Below are 17,038 nucleotides of genomic sequence, written 5' to 3' on the forward strand. Positions count from 1 at the left end.
AGGGACGATGGAGAAGTGGCTGATAGCGATATTGGATGACGACCAGATGTATGTGAATATATTGCTCAATTATGTGCGTACCTCGGAATACCGGAGCAAGGTCATTGTCAAGTCTTTCACGGAACCTGGAATGTTGGAGCAGGCAGATGACAGCTTCGATCTCATCCTGATTAATCCGGAATTGTCTGCTTCAGGCTTGCCTTCGACTATCCCTGTAGCCAAGCTTGTCGACGAAATAACGGTGCCCGATGATTCCGCGCTTGAAGTATACAGGTACCAGCCGTTGAACCAATTATTCTCACGATTAATTGCTTACATGCTGGATAAACCTGCACCGGGAAGGTTGACCGGAAATGAGAATGGAAGGACTAGAGTCCTTTCTGTCTATTCTGCTGTAGGAGGCTGCGGCAAAACAGTATTGGCCGCTAATTTGGCGACGATGCTTGCCTTTCGCGGCGCCAAAGTGTTTTACCTGAGTCTGGAGGCTGCCCGCTCGGCACCAATTTTTCCGACGGATCGGGAGAAGCGTCCATTCGAGCGGCTGCTTTATTATTTGCAGGCAGATTCTCCCTATGCTCGATCCAAGCTGGAGCAATATAAGAGCATAGACCCTGAGAGCAAGGTGGAATACGTTGATCCGTGCGAGAGTTTACAAGAAATGGAGGAGATGACAGAAGAAGATGCGAGGAAGCTGCTTTCTCTGCTCAGACAGTCAGACTACGATTATGTCATTGTGGATTGTGATTCGGAGAGGCATGCAAGAATATGGGCGGCTTTGGCCGCAAGTGATCGGATTCTGTGGCTCGTTGAGGATGACTTGAATCATTTAACGAAGACTAAGGCTATTTACAACCATTTCTGCGAGAAGATAGGTCCGCTAGCTGTAGACGTTTCGTTTGTCCTCAACAAGTATACAGGAAGCATTGTTAATGACATTGGCAGTTTTGGATATGTCTTATTCGGACAATTACCGTTCGTATTCGATTGGCAGAATGTCCATTCCGCATCCCAGTTATTGTCTGACAGCACCTATCGGGCTCAGCTGATGAGATGGTTCAGGAAGCTGGAGCCCGAGGTTAGAGAGGAGGCGGTCTCCTGCTGATCGAGGAGGAGCTTATCCGGGAGATTCGCCACAGAATCGCCGAGCAATTGGATTATTCAGAGGCCAAATCGGACGAAGAATTGGTGGAAATGATCGAGGAGGAGGTATTCTCCTCCGATAGCGCAATAGGTTGGACCGCCCGCGAGAAAGCGTATGCGATAAGACGGCTCTATCATTCGTTTCGCGGTCTGGATGTGCTGCAGCCCCTTATAGATGACAAGACCATCTCGGAGATTATGATTAACAGTCATCGTGAGATTTTTATTGAAAAGGCGGGACAGGTCACTTCTTGTCCGACGGTATTCGAGGATTCTCAAAAGCTGGAGGACATCATCCAGTCGATTGTTTCGAAGGTCAACCGAGTCGTGAACGAATCGTCACCCATTGTGGATGCGAGATTGCCCGATGGGTCCAGAGTGAATGTTGTGCTTCCGCCGATCGCCTTGAAAGGCCCGACGATGACGATTCGTAAATTTCCCGACAAGCCGATGACGATGGACGATCTGGTGGATAGAGGCGCGCTGACCGAAGAGGCCGCTGAGCTGCTGGCTATGCTTGTCAAGGCAAAGTACAACATTTTTATCGGCGGAGGGACCGGTTCCGGCAAGACGACCTTCTTGAACGCGCTGTCTGATTTTATTCCGCCTGATGAACGAATCATTACGATAGAGGATTCGGCAGAGCTGCAAATCAAGACCGTTCCCAACCTGGTGAGTTTGGAAACGAGAAATGCGAACACCGAAGGCAAGGGCGAGATTGGCATCCGGGATTTGATCCGAACCTCCCTGCGGATGAGACCTAACCGAATTATCGTGGGGGAGGTGCGGGGGGCTGAAGCTTTGGATATGCTGCAGGCGATGAACACCGGGCACGAGGGCTCGATTTCGACAGGCCACTCCAACTCATCTTCGGATATGATCAGCCGCCTGGAGACGATGGTGCTCAGCGGGGCGGATTTGCCGCTAGATGTAGTTCGCAAGCAAATCGCTTCGGCTATTGACATTATGGTTCATTTGACAAGATTGCGCGATAAATCAAGAAGAGTAACGGAAATATCGGAGGTGACCGGAATGCGGGGAGGTGAGGTGCAGCTAAAACCGTTGTTTCTATTTCGCGAAGAAGGCTCGGAGAAAGGGAGCGTGACAGGAACGCTGCAGCCGACCGGAAACAGAATTAGCCGTACCGGCAAATGGTATTCGGCCGGATTTTCAGATGTCAGGTGGTGTGAGCCATCGTCATCATAGTTACAGCCGCAGCCATTGGGCTGCTCGTCTGGGGAGTCCTGTATTGGCAGGATCGCTCGCGTAAATCCAGGAAGCCCGTATCCGCACGACCAAGCGCGAAGTCAGGAAGAATCGAAGAAGTTGTCGATTATTCGGTGTACCGGCTTTCCGGCAAAGAAAGAGCGTTATCGATCCTTGTTGCCAGCGCCATATTATTCGCTATCGGGTATCTTTTTTACAATCAACTCATATTGGCTCTACTGATATCGGTCCTTGGACTACTTTATCCGAAATGGACAGCCAGGAAAAAGATGCATAAACGAAAAGCGGAGTTGAACGATCAGTTTCGACAGGCCTTATTTTCATTATCCTCTTCTCTTACGGCTGGCAAATCGGTGGAAAGCGGTTGGGCGGAGACGATACGTGATCTTAAAACGCTGTATTCAAATCCGAATACCTATATTATTGTTGAGTTCGAACGAATGAATCGAAAAATTCAAAATGGCGAGACGATTGAATCGGCGTTGATCGAATTTGGCGGCAGAGCCGGCTCGGAGGACATTGATAATTTCGTCGACGTCTTCGTTACCTGCAAAAGGTCCGGCGGGAATTTAATTGACGTTATTCGCAGAACGGCCAACATGATCGGGGAAAAAATTGAGATTCAGCAGGAAATATCCGTTGTGATCGCTCAGAAAAAATTTGAGTCCAACATATTAACTGTGGCTCCCCTGGCAGTTATAGGATTGCTCAGCTTTAGTTCACCGGATTATATGGCCCCCCTGTACTCGGGTATGGCTGGTCCGACGGTCATGACGGTCTGTCTGCTCTTGCTGCTTGGCTGCTTTTGGATTGTCAAAAAAATAATGGATATCAAAGTGTAAGGTGATGAATGTGCAAGAAGAGCAGAAAATTTCACTGCCGTACAGACTTCTAATGCCCGTCTCGATGGTTCTGGTCAATCGAACGGGATTGATGGAAAAGATGCCCGCTTACATCACCAAGCTGCATTTGATGATTGTCGCCTGTTACGGGCGCAAGGCTACGATGGAACTGACGAAGCTATTTATTGCCCGGATGATTTCCACTTGTATTTTAGTGCTGGTGTTCATGCTGCTGCTGGCGGCAGTAACAGGAGAGTGGTTATCGGTTCTGCTTTGCGGATTGCTTCTGATCATGCTGGTGCCGCTTATGGAGGTTCGCGGCTTGAACAAACGAATTCGGCTGCATAAGAGAAGCATGCTGATCGAACTGCCGGAATTTCTGAACAAGCTCACCCTGCTGGTCAATGCCGGGGAGACGGTTCAGGCGGCCATTATCCGCTGTGTCGAATCGAATCGGTCAGAAACCAAGTCTCCATTGTACCAGGAGCTGGCGATCATGTCTAACGAATTGAAGAATAATAGATCCTTCGCCAGAGCGATGGAGGAGTTGAGCAAAAGATGTGCCCTGCCTGAAATCTCATTGTTCACGACAACGGTGCTGCTCAATTATCGCAGAGGCGGGGATGACTTCGTCTTCGCGCTTAGAGAACTGACGCGAACCCTCTGGGAAAAACGCAAAGCGTTGGCCCGAACGATGGGGGAGGAGGCTTCGTCCAAACTCGTATTTCCGATGGTCATCACCTTCGGAATTGTGATGATTATCGTGGCCACGCCCGCTATTTTGATCATGCGATAGGGTCGGATGAATACCTGGTCATTAAATTATAAGAGTTGGAGGATAAAGATGAATAAATTCAAACAGGAAGTTATTCAATTTTGGCACGATGAGGATGGAATTGGAACGTTAGAAATTCTATTAATTCTGGCAGTCATCGTTATTATCGCAGTAGCTTTCAGAAAGTGGATTTTTCAATGGGTGGAAGGTCTCTTTACTAAGGCGGACAGTGAGATCGAGACGCACAATAACGATACGGGCAATATTATGCCTCCCGGCAAATAACATCCATGAGGAGCCAATGGACTACCAAGAGGAGGCTTCGGCATTTTTGCCGCAGCGAAGCCGGGAGCTTTACCGTTGAAGCATCGCTGGTGCTTCCGGTCATTTTTTTATGCACGGTTGCTATTCTGTTCTTCTGTTTGTTTATGTATCAGAAAGCAGCGCTGTTTCATTCGGCTGCGGTCAGTGCGGATCGAACGGCTGCTCATTGGGACAATTCCTATAAGGACCCGATATCCGGTGCGTATCCGCTAGACAAGAATGATGGATTATATTGGAGAGTATTTAACGATCAGGCCTCCGATTTGTTGGGTCTGCTCGGACTCGGTAATCCGGCTGTTGTGGCCCTTCCGGCGGAAGCGTCTGCGAAAGGATCGGGACCGGTCAGGAAGCTGACGCAAGCTGCCCAGTGGCTCCCGGAAACGCTGGAGGGCGAGCTTAGCTATTCGAATCGCGGCTTGGATCGAACGGTTCAGGTCAAGCTGGGTCATGCGTTAAAGATTCCTTCCATCGTCCAAAATTGGTTTGCGATGGAGCGTGCGGCTGGAGCTTCGTCAGCTCAGGTTACAGATCCGGTGGAATGGATTCGCGCTATAGATTTGACGCGCTCTTATCTGGGCAGGATCAAGGGGAAAATCTCCACAGAAGACGTGAAGAAGTCGTGGCCGGAGAGCGTTCCCGATCCTCCCAAACTCGACTTCAACAGCGAGAAGGAAGCAAGTGAATACTTGCGTGAACTGGTGAACGGGAAATCGGTCAGGATCGACACTAACACAGTGGGAAAATATAGAATAATAGATGCGCTGGATCGCGACGGTGTGGCGCATGAAGTGAAATACAACGTAAATTATAAAGATGCCAAAGACCAGATTAAAAAAGATGTTGAGTTAATGGAGAGAGGGGAAGTGAAAGGGGTCGTCTGGCATTTTTTTCGGATTAACAAGAAGGGGAGGAACGATCTGACCCCGGCGCTCCGAAAGGAACTTGAACAGAACGGAATCGTCGTCATTATTCATAATTAGGGACGGAGGCTTGGGATGAAACGATTTTTATACGCCCGGGATGGGTCTGTGTCCGTCTATTTAATTGTCATTATAGTGCCTATTTTTTTATTTCATGCGGTGTTGATAGATTTCATCCGAGTGAAGCTGGTAGAAAGAGAGACAGAGGCGGCTCATCAAGCCGCCATCCGCTCGGTCTTATCCCGGTTTGACCGGGAGCTGCAGAATTACGGCTTGTTCGGAATAGCGGGCAGTGAAGAGGAGAACAGACAATTGTTTCAATCCGTCCTGGATTATAATTTAACGACTTCGGAGGATGACTCGGTCTTCCGATATTTGGACACCCGGTCCGAGCCGGACGATATTCGCTTGCGTCCGCTGTTTACTCTGGCCAATCACGTCGTTTTTCGCCAGCAGATGCTGGAAGATATGAAGTACAAAGCGCCGATTGAATTTACGGTGGAGCTGTTGGACCGCTTTAAAAAATCCGGAATTGCCGGTCAATTGCAGCAGTCAGCCAAATTCTACGAGCATGCGAATGAAATAGAGCAAAAGATCCGGCCATGGAATGATGCCTTGGAGGAGGCCTGGGAAACAGCCCAATCCTACATCGCTTTGGCAAATCGGTTCTATTCGAAGTATAATGCAACACTTGGTGAACTGAAAGAGCTGGCCGATCGCATCGGCTTAAACACGGCTGATAGTGTCAGGCAATCGATTAGAGAGGTCGAGAGCAGTATTGAGAGGGCGGAGGAAACGTTGGAGTCTTTAAGAAGCTCTGCGCAATCTCTGAGCGGAACTCTCGCGGAATTGCAGAAGAATGCCGAGGCCAATGCAGGGGCCATTCAGAGCTTATTTGAATCGCTGCGCGCGACGAATGAATCGATTTCAGAAACGAATCGCCAAATTTCTGAGTATGTACAGACCAAATATGAGCTCGAACAGCTGTTAAAAGATATATTAGCCTATACCGCTCTTCTCCTGGGATCGCAATCGTCGTTCGAGAATGATTTTGCTGAGCTGGATTTACTAAATGAAGAATTGCAGCAAAAGATAGAGAAGGCAAGAGTGCTTAATGAGGAGCTGCGTCAGGAAAAGGAGAAACTGAAGAACAGTCTGGACAACGATGCGTTTCAAAGCTACGAAGTACTGGATCGAATTCCGGTCTATTCTCTGGAATACTTCTCAGTGTATAAGACAGATTCGGGTAAAATTTTAGCCAAGTTCAGCTGGCTGAGAAGCAAATGGCAGGCCACTACTTTATTTATCGGGGAAGATTACAGTGAGATTTCGGGGCAATTAGAACAAATGCGTCAACAAATCAGCAGCTTTGAGAGCGAGCAGGGCGCAAAGGAACGGGAACGGCATGAACGAATGGAGCAGTTGGAAACAAGCGATAAGGAGCAGAAGGAAAAGCTCGGCAATGCGCTTAAAGAATTAAACTCTGTCATAGGAAATTGCGGATTATGGGGCGAGCAGGATCCATTTACATCCTTGTATAGGAAGCTGGAGGGAGAATCGGAGGAAAATCCGGGTCTATATGCTAAATATTATCAATACAACTCCGATCTTCCGGCAGAACCTGATGAGGTGTACACACCGGATCAGCCGGGACAAACGGTAAAACAAGTCGTCAGCTTCTCGGAACGGATATCCGGACTGCTTACCGGAATTCGCGATGAGATATATATGAACGAATACGCCCTGACGAGATTCAATTATCGGACGGCCAAGCTGGAAACGGGTAAAAACGGCGTTCCGCCGGCGACTCATGAGACGTCCAAGCCGTTGGATCATCCGCTTGCGGATCAGGAAGCAGAGTACATTCTATATGGAATGAATTCATGCTCCGGAAACTATTCGGCCGCTTACGGTGAAATGTTCTTATTTTTTCTAGCTATTCGTACGATAGAAGGTTTGCTGGAGCCGAAGAATGCCGTCTTGAATATCGGATCTCCTCTCCTCGTATTTATGGCTGCTGCTGCTCAAGGCGCCTTCGAGGCGGTGCGGGATATGCAGAAACTGGTAAAAGGAGAAGCCGTTCCGCTTCTAAAAAAACTTAAAGCAGTTACAGTCCATTATAAAGATTTATTAAGGCTGTTTATGTTGCTTCACAGCAACGACCGTAAAGTGATGTCCCGTATGCAGGCGCTGATTGAATTGAATACCGGAGTAGATTTGACTCAAAGAACAACCTATATGCAGACTACGGCCTCCGCAACGGTCCGGGTGTGGTTTATGCCGGCCGCGATGAGATTAATGGACGGCTTGGGCTTGTTGAACTGCGGCAATAAAGACAACCGATGCCAAATAACTAAGACAGCGGTGATGTCCTATTAAACGTTTGATTCGTCGGTTCCTAGGCAGGCAGGAAGGTGGAATTACATTAGAAGCGGCTTTGATCATGCCGTTTTTCCTCGCCTTCGCATTGGCCTTGAACACGATTGTTCAGTTGTCTATCGTAGAGCTTTCATTGAAAACGACCGTGATGGAATCGACCAAGCAAATGGCTGCGTATATGTATCCGGTCGAGCTGCTATATACAGAAGCAATGAAATCGGAAACCGGGTCTAAGCTCGGAGCCGTATGGCGCGGTATAGTCGACAAGGTCGGGGAGGCGAGAGATAAGCTTATCCAAGCGGAAGAATGGGTGGACGACTATGCTGCCTTTTTGCCCGAATCCATCGTGAAATGGATGCAGTGGGAGCAGACTTTCCGCGAGCAAGGGGAGCAACTGGGACAGGACGCTTACCGTCAGTATTACAATGAAACCTTGGCTCCGCTAATCTATGACGCCTTCAAGCCGATCGTTCTGCGTCATGCGGATAACCATATTATTCGTCCTGAACAATTCCGGATAACCGATATGACTTTCCCGACATTGGGCAATCCGAGCAAGGCTTATTTTGGGATTGAAGCGGAAGTAGCCTTCAAGCTGCCGATTCCCTTCATCAATAAAACGGTTTACTTGCGCAAAAGAGCTTACGAACGAATATGGACAGGAGCCTGATATTTGAAGCTTCGGGGGCACTTTCTTTCGGAGCGGAATGACAGCTTTGTTTAGTGCTACATATATGCGAATTTTCCAAAATTATATCGAAGAAAAGAGGGTGACCATGCCCTGGATTGTCGCTTCCGTCTTAATGGTCGCTTCCTTGTATACGGATGCGACCCGGCACAAAATACCCAACACTTTTGTTTTAATCGGTGCAGCTGCAGGATTAGGCTACTATAGCTGGACCGGGGGATGGTCTGGATTCGTCTACTCAGTGACAGGTCTGATCGCCGGATTTTCCTTCATGTTTATCATGTATCTGTTCAAGGCGCTGGGAGCGGGCGACGTCAAGCTATTGGCAGCTGTAGGCGCTTTGACAGGAGTCGAATTTGTGTCTTACTGCATTTTCTATTCTCTATTTTACGCTGGAATTATTGGAGTGGTCATTCTCGTTGTCAGAAAGCAATTTGTCGCCAAAACAGCGGGATTAGGCTACCGTCTGTTTGACTTGATTGTGTTGAAGAATCGCAGGGCGCTCGGCTTTTCCGGCAAGGACGTTATCCGCTATCCATTTCTGTATGCTGCTTTTCCCGCCTATCTAACGGCCGTTTACGAGATGTTCATTTAGGGGCCGAAGCCCACGAACGGCCATCATTATTAGGAGTGGTGGAACCGAGAACAGATGTGCCACTTATATAGAGACTAATCACTTTGTTTATCACTCTTTATTATAGAAAGGAAGTGAATCATGACCACGTTGTTGTATGGTTTAAAATGTGAAACTGTAAGGCAGCACGGAAGTTATTTGGTATTATCCAGCGATCCGCCGTTAACCCGTGAAGATCTTGTGCCGTTGGAGTATAAAATGCTGGAAACCTATACGGTTCCGCGGCAGCTTCCAATAGAATTCGAGGAAAGAGACCGAACGATCCAATTCAGGTATGATACGACCTCCCTTACGACGCTTACGGAGGTCATTAAGAGGACGAAATTGTCCGAGGAACAGTTCTATACCTTTATTTATACGATTGTAACGATCCTGGACGACAGCAAAATTTATATGCTCAATGAAGAACGGTATGTGCTCAAGGAAGAGTACATCTATATCGGACAGCAGCTTGCGGATATCCAACTGCTCTATTTGCCGCTCCATCCATTATCCGGGAAAGGCAACGCGCAGCAAGATTTGATAAGGCTTGCCGATTACTTAGCGAAACATACGGCCGTATCGGGAAGCGAGCGTTGGCGAAAGCTGCAGACGCTTTTAAGCGGAGGCCAGTTCAGTCTAATCGAATTAAAAGCGGTCCTGCTGGATGGTCTGGGAGAGACGGCACAGCCCTCTCCGGACACGATGGAAGCAGCCGCAGAATACGTTCCGCGAGCCTCGATAAACGAAAAAACAGAAGAGCCGGCCGTTGAATTTAACATTCCGGAGGACCGGCCATTAGTTCCTAAGCTGCTAGTACTCTTTAGCGCGGCACTGCTTGTAGGCGTCTGGTATTATTACGGGACCCATCCATCGGAGGGACTGCTATATATTTGTTTAGGCGTGAGCTTATTGATAGCGGACGGTTTATTTGTTCTGCACAAGATTGGAAAGCTGCCCTTGACCTTCCATACGAAGAATATGAAGCCGGAGAGGGCTGCAGTCGGACCTGTCCCCGTCCAAGAAAAGTACGATGCTGGCCCATCCTTTCGTTTGAGCAGGGAGGCGGCGCCTGAGCGGCGAATCCCAAGGATGCCTGAGGAGACAAGGCGGGGGCTTGGAGCATCCTGGGTCAGCGGGGCGGATTCACAGGCGGCGCCGACAAGGCTGGAAATGATGCATCCCTCTCCAGACCCAGATCTGGATTCATTCCCGGCTTCGGAGCAAAATCCAGTCGTAAATCCGGATTCAGATCTTGCCCGAGCCCCAAATTCAGTCTCAGCTCCGGACCTGGCTCCTCATTCGACCTTGACCGAGCGGACGACACTGCTCATTCCACAGGATGAGACGGTACTGTTGACGCCGGACGGGGTACAAGCCATGATCGGTTCGCTCCGGCCTTTTCTCGAGGTGCAAAGAGAAGACGATATTGAAAAGGTGCCCGTGGCAGAGGATAGCTTCCGAATCGGAAGAAGTCAGGAAGCGGTTCACTATGTAGAGGATACGGTCGGTGTATCGAGAGTTCATCTGGAAATAGGCCGCAGCAAAGAGCAGGAAGGGTATTATGTTAAAGATTTAGGCTCCAAAAATGGCAGCTATCTAAATGAGGAGCGTCTGATTCCTTACCGGGAATACGCACTGCAAGGAGAAGACCGGATTACGATTGCCACTGTCGATATGATTTTTAAAAATCCGTTATAAGAAGAATTGTCTTCTTTCCTGTCCAAACCAGTTAATGATATAATAATACGGTATTTAAAGATGAATTGGATTAGACAGGAGACATTGGAAAGAACATGAGCCTTTTGACGGTAGAAGAATTAAGTCATAGCTTCGGGGACCGCATGCTGTTTAAGAACGTGTCGTTCCGTTTATTGGCGGGAGAGCATGTCGGACTGGTCGGAGCGAACGGAGTAGGCAAATCTACCCTGATGAATATATTAACCGGACAGTTGTTGAAGGATACGGGCAAGGTCGAATGGACCCCGAATGTCCGATATGGATATTTGGATCAGCATACGAATCTGTCGCCCGGCAAGACAGTGCGGGATGTGCTGAAGGAAGCTTTTTTGCCCCTGTATGAATTGGAAAAAGATCTGATGGCCATTACCGATAAGATGGCCGAAGCGACTCCCGAGGAGCTGGAAACCTTGCTGGAGCAAATGGGGGAAATCCAGGAACGGCTGGATCACAGCGGCTTTTATATGCTGGATGTGAAAATTGAGGAAACGGCCAACGGACTCGGCTTGGATGCGATTGGACTGGACCGCGATGTTGCCAGCTTGAGCGGAGGGCAAAGAACGAAGGTTCTTCTGGCCAAGCTTCTTCTGGAGCAGCCGACGGTTCTGCTGCTGGATGAGCCGACCAACTATTTGGATGTAAGCCATATCGAATGGCTGACCTCCTATTTGCAAGAATATCCTTACGCTTTTATACTCATCTCTCATGACACCGAGTTCATGAATAAGGTTGTTAGTGTCATCTATCATTTGGAATTTGCTAAATTAACCCGTTATTCGGCCAACTATGAGAAGTTTCTGACGATGGCGGATATTAACAAATCCCAGCATATAGACGCCTACGAGAAGCAGCAGGAGTTTATCAAGCGCCAGGAGGATTTTATTCAGAGAAACAAGGCGCGATATTCTACTTCAGGCCGGGCCAAGAGCAGGCAGAAGCAGTTGGAACGGCTCGATCGCATCGATCGTCCGGAGGAAGCGGCGAAGCCGGTATTTATTATTAAGGAATCCAGGGCGAGCGGCCGTATCGTTTTCGAAGCGGCGGATATGGAAATCGGGTACACCGATCCACTGCTGCCGAAGCTGAATATGACGATCGAGCGCGGGGACAAAATCGCCATTGTCGGCCACAACGGAGTCGGTAAATCTACCTTGCTGAAGACGATCCTTGGCAAAATCAATCCGCTGTCCGGGCGTACCTTTACCGGAGATTTTCTATATCCGTCCTATTTCGAGCAGGAAATGAAGGCAAAGAATATAACTCCGATTGACGACGTATGGAGCGAGTTCTCCCATATGAATCAGCATGAGGTCCGAGCGGCTTTGGCCCGTTGCGGATTGAAGAACGAGCACATTACGCGCCCGTTGAATATGTTGAGCGGGGGAGAGCAGGCCAAGGTCCGCTTATGTAAGCTGTTTATGCGGGAAAGCAACTGGATTTTGTTTGACGAGCCGACGAATCACCTGGATGTGATTGCCAAGGCCGAACTGAAACGGGCGCTTAAGGAATTTAAAGGAACGGTTCTGCTTGTCTGTCACGAACCGGATTTTTATGAAGATTGGGTGACCAAGGTTTGGGACGTGGAGGAATGGTCCACTCATCGGGTCAATACCTAGAACCGCATTAGGGATCGGTTAATACGATTAACAAGGTTGAAGGCTGCTAAAGGCGGGCGGGTTGCCGGCTAGCGAACCGGCCAAGAACCTAGGATTGAAGCTGCTTCGGAGGGATGACTTGATTAGGTACGACAGTCCCTCTCCAAATCGGGTATTTTTCGTATTTCCATATACTACCAATCTCAAAAGGAGTCGTTGTCATGATTACTCACATCGTATTTTTCAAGTTAAAAGAAAGAACAGAAGCTGTCGTAGCTGAAACCGTCCAGGTTTTAAAGAACATGGAAGGAAAAATCCCTCAGCTTCGTTATATTGAGGTCGGAGCCGACGTTCTCCATACTGAACGCTCTTATGACATCGCTCTGGTGACCAAATTCGATTCCCTTGAAGATTTGGATGCTTACCAGGTCCACCCCGTCCACCAGGAAGTTATTAAATATATGTCCACCGTCAGAGAATCCTCGGTGGCAGTCGATTACGAGAGCTGATTCTTCTCGATTGGAGCTGCTGGATACAGGATGGTAAAAGATAAGGGAGTCCGTCTCACTAAGAGCGACTCCCTTTTTCAGCTTTACTTCTGACTCAACCTTGAATCCGGTTTGACTGATTTGACTTCCAATCTCCGTTCAAACTAACTGGATTTATGTAGGAGCTTGATTCTGTATCGCTACCATAGCTCCGGTTTGGCGACCATGAACCACATCATGAGCAGCATGAGGACAAGGTACAGGATCAGGTTCATCCGCAGTTTGGCAACCAATGCCTCTTTGTCCGCTTCCGGCTCCATCAGCTTACGCAAGGTCGGAGAGAAAGCGCGTGCAATGAAGAACAAGGAGCCGAACATGACGATTAGGGTCATGATTACCCAGGAGGTCAGCCACGTCCAATGAGTAATCCAAATGAGCAGAGCTCCGGAAATGACAAGAACATGCCCGGCATGCTTGCTAAGCCGTACTGCATATTTGAACATCGGCACATGGTAGGAAAGGCTGTCGTGGGAAGCACGGCGCATTTTGGGAAGAAGCGGAAACAGGATCAAGAACGGGCCGATCGATGCGACGGCGCTTAATATATGTACATATAGCAAGAATGAATACATTCGGTTCTCCTCCGGCTCGATTGAAAAAAACAATAAAACAGTGTAGTATCCTTTATGATACTACACTGTATTGATAAACGGGGGAAGCTTGCAGCCGGGCCTGCCCGGTTCAGCACCAAGGATGGCAGCAAATCTTATGGAACGGGCCGGAATTCATGCACCCAAACTTTCATCTCCGGCATCCAGGACATCCCTTTATGCATAGATAAAATGTATTGCTTATAAGCTTCGACATTTTCGAAGCCTTCCGCTTGCGCTTCGGCATCGGTCAGATCCCCTAAGCTTTGCCGATATATATTATAGACTTCATAGGATCGGCCGTCCAGCTCCATGATTTCTCCGGGGTCTGCGTAGCGTCCGTTTCGCCTTTGTGCGGATTTGTTTCCGCTCAGAACTTTCTGAATATCTTCCTTGACTGTCACTAACCTCTCGACGGAGCAAGTTTTAGGGGGCAGTGTCATCGACATAGTCATCGTCCTCCTTCCAGATGTTAACTGCAGTCGGATGATAAATCCGAACGCACTTTTCATTTTACCATACTTAGCTTAGGTTGCTTTGGCTGAATTTTATCCGTTTTTAGAACATTTAGGAGGGATTTCATGATCGATCAGATTAACCGGGCTTACGTGCTCAACCTATTGCAAAGGCTGCTATCGATTCCTAGTCCGAGCGGATACTGCCGCCAAGCGATGAATTTACTTGAACAAGAAGCAGGCAAGCTGGGCGTCTCATTCGAGTCTCTGCCCAAAGGAGGCGGCGTCTTGACGTTGCCCGGACAAAGCGACGAGCCGATTGGTTTGACCGCTCATGTCGATACATTGGGCGCCATGGTTCGCTCGATTAAAGCTTCCGGCCGTATCCGTCTCTCCTCCATAGGCGGATTTGCGATGAATTCGATTGAAGGGGAATATTGCACCGTGCACACTAGGGAGGGCCGAGAATATTCGGGCACCATTCTGACGACGAGTCCCTCCGTTCATGTCTATCCGGATGCCCGGGATTTGAAACGGGAAGAGGCCAACATGGAAATCCGGCTGGATGAGAAAGTCGGCAGCAAGGCAGAGACGGAAGCACTAGGGATTCGACCCGGAGACTATATTTCCTTTGATCCTCGTACCCGTTTTCTCCCTAACGGATGGATCAAATCGCGGCATTTGGATGACAAGGCGGGGGTCGCCTGTCTGTTCGGGCTGCTGGAATGGTTGTCTGTGAATCAGAAGCTCCCGCCGAGAACGGTCAAAATCATCCTCTCTGTTTATGAGGAGGTAGGGCACGGCTCGTCTTATATCCCGGAAGATATCCGCGAATTCATCGCTGTCGATATGGGGGCCATCGGGGACGATCTAACCTGTACGGAGCAGGACGTATCGATCTGCGCGAAAGATTCGACCGGCCCGTATGATTACGACATGACTACGAAATTGATCCGTTTAGCGGAGCGTGAACGACTGAATTTTGCCGTCGATTTATACCCGTTCTACGGCTCCGATGCTTCGGCGGCTCTGCGCGGCGGCAGCAACATCAAGGCGGCTCTGATCGGGCCCGGCGTTCAGGCTTCTCATGCCGTGGAGCGGACTCATGAGAAAGCGCTGTGGAACACGATTGCCTTACTGGCCGCTTATATCATGGAACAACCCGGGAGCTGAAACGATGAACATATTAACGGCGGAACATTTATCCAAAAGCTATGGCGATAAAATACTATTTAACAAGATTGGCTTTACGATATCGGAGAAACAGCGAATAGGCTTGATAGGAGTAAATGGAACCGGAAAATCCACCCTGCTCAAAATCGTATCGGGCCTGGAGGCCGCCGATGAGGGAGAAGTGATCCACGCGCGGCAGTTTCGCGTCGAGTACCTGCCTCAGAATCCGGAATTCGACGAAGAAATCACGGTTCTGGATTACCTGTATAAAGGCGACAATCCTATTATGCAGGCGGTTAGAGATTATGAAGGCGCTCTTTACGAGCTGGAGCAGAACCCTGAGGCGGAAGCAAGTCAGAAGCGTTTGTTTCAGGCCCAGGCCCGCATGGACTCGACTAATGCGTGGGAGGCCGGGACGCAAGCGAAGACGATTTTGACCCGGCTAGGCATTTCCGAATTTCATAAGCCGGCTTCCCTGCTGTCTGGCGGACAGCGTAAAAGGGTCGCTCTCGCTGCGGCGTTAATCCAGCCGGCCGACCTGCTCATTCTTGACGAGCCGACGAACCATATCGACAATGAAACGGTGGAGTGGCTGGAGGAGTATTTAACGAAATATAGGGGAGCTCTGCTGCTCGTAACCCATGACCGATACTTTCTGGACCGGGTGACCGATACGATCTTTGAAATCAGTCAAGGCAAATTATATAGCTACGAGGGCAATTATGCCGTCTATTTGGAAAAAAAGGCGGACAGGCAGGAGCAGGAGGCCTCCTCGGAGGCGAAGAGGCAAAATTTGCTCCGCCGGGAGCTGGCTTGGCTGAGAAGAGGAGCAAGGGCGAGAACAACCAAACAGAAAGCGCGTATCCAAAGGGTAGAGGAGCTCAAGGAACAAGGCCCCGGAGGGCAAGCCGAGCGGCTGGATCTGTCGGTTTCGGCTTCCAGATTAGGCAAGAAAATTGTGGAGATTGAACAGCTGTCGAAGTCGTTCGATGGACGGACCGTTATTCGAGATTTCAATTATATTGCATTACCGAACGATCGGATTGGCATCATCGGCAGGAATGGCAGCGGGAAAACAACCTTGTTAAATCTGCTGGCCGGCCGTCTCCAGCCTGACGATGGGCGGATCGAGCTCGGACAGACCGTCAAGCTCGCGTATTATACGCAGGAAAGTCAGGAAATGGACGAACAAATGCGCGTCATCGAATATATTAAAGAAGGCGCAGAGATGATTCGCACTCAGGACGGGCAGACGATTTCCGCCGCGCAAATGCTGGAGCGATTTCTTTTCTCTCCATCCGCCCAATGGACGCCGATCGGCAAGCTGTCGGGAGGGGAGCGCAGGCGGTTGTATTTGCTGCGAACTCTGATGGGGGAACCGAATGTGCTGCTGTTGGATGAGCCGACCAACGATCTGGACATAGAAACATTGACCGTGCTGGAAGATTATCTGGATAGCTTCCCCGGAGTGGTCATTACCGTTTCTCATGACCGCTATTTTCTGGATCGGACCGCCGATAGGTTGTTTTCCTTCGAAGACGCGGAAGGCCGGGTTCGCGTTTATGAAGGCAGTTATTCCGATTATCTTGCGGCCCGACGGAACGAGCCGGTGGTAGAGGAAGCGGATAAAAAGTCGAAGACAGCGGGCCCGGATACTTCTACCGATCCGCGGGATGCAGACACTTCTTCTTCCAAACGTCCGCGCAAGCTTTCTTATAAGGAGCAGAAGGAGTGGGACGAGATCGAGCAGGTCATCGCCGGGCTGGAAGAGCGGGCCGAACGGCTGCAAGCCCAAATAGCCGAGGCCGGCAGCGATGTAGAGCAGGTTCAGTCTCTTTATGAAGAGCAGCGGACCGTTGCCGAAGAGCTGGACCGGGCGATGGATCGCTGGGCCGAGCTGTCAGAGCTTGTAGAACAAATCGAGCAGGAAAAAAGAAAGTAAGCGGAACCGGCTCGGTTATGTTATGATAGAAGTTGCGGCCTGCGGCCCTTCTGGGCATTCAAGGGTCATCACGATACATTTTTTTCC

16 protein-coding genes are annotated in these 17,038 nt (G+C 49.4%); 14 read left to right on the plus strand and 2 right to left on the minus strand.

Going from position 1 to position 17,038, the window contains the following annotated elements:
- Positions 1 to 7 precede the first annotated feature (7 nt).
- The 12 genes from KJS69_RS09345 to KJS69_RS09400 all read left to right on the plus strand — a co-directional run bounded on the left by KJS69_RS09345 (position 8) and on the right by KJS69_RS09400 (position 12,752).
- On the plus strand, positions 8 to 1,102 hold the full coding sequence (locus tag KJS69_RS09345; protein WP_213583454.1) for an AAA family ATPase: 1,095 nt from the start codon (positions 8 to 10) through the stop codon (positions 1,100 to 1,102).
- A complete protein-coding gene (locus tag KJS69_RS09350) occupies positions 1,102 to 2,346 on the plus strand; it encodes a TadA family conjugal transfer-associated ATPase (RefSeq protein ID WP_374706624.1) in 1,245 nt (414 codons plus the stop codon). Before KJS69_RS09345 ends, KJS69_RS09350 begins: the two co-directional genes overlap by 1 nt.
- A 290-nt stretch (positions 2,347 to 2,636) precedes the next feature.
- Positions 2,637 to 3,209 carry a type II secretion system F family protein gene (locus KJS69_RS09355; protein WP_249730443.1) on the plus strand — a complete coding sequence of 191 codons (573 nt, stop codon included), beginning with the start codon at positions 2,637 to 2,639 and terminating at the stop codon, positions 3,207 to 3,209.
- 4 nt (positions 3,210 to 3,213) lie between these two features.
- A complete protein-coding gene (locus KJS69_RS09360) occupies positions 3,214 to 4,005 on the plus strand; it encodes a type II secretion system F family protein (RefSeq protein WP_213583455.1) in 792 nt (263 codons plus the stop codon).
- Positions 4,006 to 4,053: 48 nt separating this feature from the next.
- Positions 4,054 to 4,269 (plus strand): Flp1 family type IVb pilin, encoded by a 216-nt coding sequence (locus KJS69_RS09365; protein WP_213583456.1) that lies wholly within the window; start codon positions 4,054 to 4,056, stop codon positions 4,267 to 4,269.
- Between the two features lie 5 nt (positions 4,270 to 4,274).
- Positions 4,275 to 5,288, plus strand: coding sequence for a TadE/TadG family type IV pilus assembly protein (locus KJS69_RS09370; RefSeq protein WP_213583457.1), 1,014 nt, complete (start codon positions 4,275 to 4,277; stop codon positions 5,286 to 5,288).
- A gap of 15 nt (positions 5,289 to 5,303) precedes the next feature.
- On the plus strand, positions 5,304 to 7,607 hold the full coding sequence (locus tag KJS69_RS09375; RefSeq protein ID WP_213583458.1) for a coiled-coil domain-containing protein: 2,304 nt from the start codon (positions 5,304 to 5,306) through the stop codon (positions 7,605 to 7,607).
- A 4-nt stretch (positions 7,608 to 7,611) separates the two neighbouring features.
- The gene (locus KJS69_RS09380) at positions 7,612 to 8,277 is read left to right on the plus strand and encodes a TadE/TadG family type IV pilus assembly protein (RefSeq protein ID WP_213583459.1); all 666 of its coding nucleotides are present in this window, start codon (positions 7,612 to 7,614) and stop codon (positions 8,275 to 8,277) included.
- Between the two features lie 106 nt (positions 8,278 to 8,383).
- Positions 8,384 to 8,890, plus strand: coding sequence for an A24 family peptidase (locus KJS69_RS29945; RefSeq protein ID WP_213583460.1), 507 nt, complete (start codon positions 8,384 to 8,386; stop codon positions 8,888 to 8,890).
- A 120-nt stretch (positions 8,891 to 9,010) separates the two neighbouring features.
- A complete protein-coding gene (locus KJS69_RS09390) occupies positions 9,011 to 10,609 on the plus strand; it encodes a DUF6382 domain-containing protein (RefSeq protein ID WP_213583461.1) in 1,599 nt (532 codons plus the stop codon).
- 95 nt (positions 10,610 to 10,704) lie between these two features.
- Entirely contained in the window at positions 10,705 to 12,264 is a 1,560-nt protein-coding gene (locus tag KJS69_RS09395; protein WP_213583462.1) for an ABC-F family ATP-binding cassette domain-containing protein, read from the plus strand.
- 200 nt (positions 12,265 to 12,464) lie between these two features.
- On the plus strand, positions 12,465 to 12,752 hold the full coding sequence (locus KJS69_RS09400; RefSeq protein ID WP_213583463.1) for a Dabb family protein: 288 nt from the start codon (positions 12,465 to 12,467) through the stop codon (positions 12,750 to 12,752).
- Positions 12,753 to 12,931: 179 nt separating this feature from the next.
- Here KJS69_RS09400 and KJS69_RS09405 read toward each other — a convergent pair whose 3' ends face one another.
- Together KJS69_RS09405 and KJS69_RS09410 are read right to left on the minus strand one after the other, a co-directional pair.
- Entirely contained in the window at positions 12,932 to 13,363 is a 432-nt protein-coding gene (locus tag KJS69_RS09405) for a hypothetical protein (protein ID WP_213583464.1), read from the minus strand.
- A gap of 134 nt (positions 13,364 to 13,497) precedes the next feature.
- A complete protein-coding gene (locus KJS69_RS09410; RefSeq protein ID WP_213583465.1) occupies positions 13,498 to 13,830 on the minus strand; it encodes an ASCH domain-containing protein in 333 nt (110 codons plus the stop codon).
- A gap of 132 nt (positions 13,831 to 13,962) precedes the next feature.
- On the opposite strand from KJS69_RS09410, the gene KJS69_RS09415 reads away from it, so the two are divergent.
- Together KJS69_RS09415 and KJS69_RS09420 are read left to right on the plus strand one after the other, a co-directional pair.
- Entirely contained in the window at positions 13,963 to 15,009 is a 1,047-nt protein-coding gene (locus tag KJS69_RS09415; protein WP_213583466.1) for a M42 family metallopeptidase, read from the plus strand.
- Positions 15,010 to 15,013: 4 nt separating this feature from the next.
- A complete protein-coding gene (locus tag KJS69_RS09420) occupies positions 15,014 to 16,951 on the plus strand; it encodes an ABC-F family ATP-binding cassette domain-containing protein (RefSeq protein ID WP_213583467.1) in 1,938 nt (645 codons plus the stop codon).
- Positions 16,952 to 17,038 lie beyond the last annotated feature (87 nt).

The sequence above is a fragment of the Paenibacillus sp. J2TS4 genome (assembly GCF_018403245.1).
Taxonomy (GTDB): Bacteria; Bacillota; Bacilli; order Paenibacillales; family NBRC-103111; genus Paenibacillus_L.

Bases quoted from the DNA above. Each gene is read 5' to 3' on its own strand.
- KJS69_RS09345 (WP_213583454.1), top strand. From the start codon at position 8: ATGGAGAAGTGGCTGATAGCGATATTGGATGACGACCAGATGTATGTG.
- KJS69_RS09355 (WP_249730443.1), top strand. From the start codon at position 2,637: ATGCATAAACGAAAAGCGGAGTTGAACGATCAGTTTCGACAGGCCTTA.
- KJS69_RS09360 (WP_213583455.1), top strand. From the start codon at position 3,214: ATGAATGTGCAAGAAGAGCAGAAAATTTCACTGCCGTACAGACTTCTA.
- KJS69_RS09365 (WP_213583456.1), top strand. From the start codon at position 4,054: ATGAATAAATTCAAACAGGAAGTTATTCAATTTTGGCACGATGAGGAT.
- KJS69_RS09370 (WP_213583457.1), top strand. From the start codon at position 4,275: ATGAGGAGCCAATGGACTACCAAGAGGAGGCTTCGGCATTTTTGCCGC.
- KJS69_RS09375 (WP_213583458.1), top strand. From the start codon at position 5,304: ATGAAACGATTTTTATACGCCCGGGATGGGTCTGTGTCCGTCTATTTA.
- KJS69_RS29945 (WP_213583460.1), top strand. From the start codon at position 8,384: ATGCCCTGGATTGTCGCTTCCGTCTTAATGGTCGCTTCCTTGTATACG.
- KJS69_RS09390 (WP_213583461.1), top strand. From the start codon at position 9,011: ATGACCACGTTGTTGTATGGTTTAAAATGTGAAACTGTAAGGCAGCAC.
- KJS69_RS09395 (WP_213583462.1), top strand. From the start codon at position 10,705: ATGAGCCTTTTGACGGTAGAAGAATTAAGTCATAGCTTCGGGGACCGC.
- KJS69_RS09400 (WP_213583463.1), top strand. From the start codon at position 12,465: ATGATTACTCACATCGTATTTTTCAAGTTAAAAGAAAGAACAGAAGCT.
- KJS69_RS09405 (WP_213583464.1), bottom strand. From the start codon at position 13,363: ATGTATTCATTCTTGCTATATGTACATATATTAAGCGCCGTCGCATCG.
- KJS69_RS09410 (WP_213583465.1), bottom strand. From the start codon at position 13,830: ATGTCGATGACACTGCCCCCTAAAACTTGCTCCGTCGAGAGGTTAGTG.
- KJS69_RS09415 (WP_213583466.1), top strand. From the start codon at position 13,963: ATGATCGATCAGATTAACCGGGCTTACGTGCTCAACCTATTGCAAAGG.
- KJS69_RS09420 (WP_213583467.1), top strand. From the start codon at position 15,014: ATGAACATATTAACGGCGGAACATTTATCCAAAAGCTATGGCGATAAA.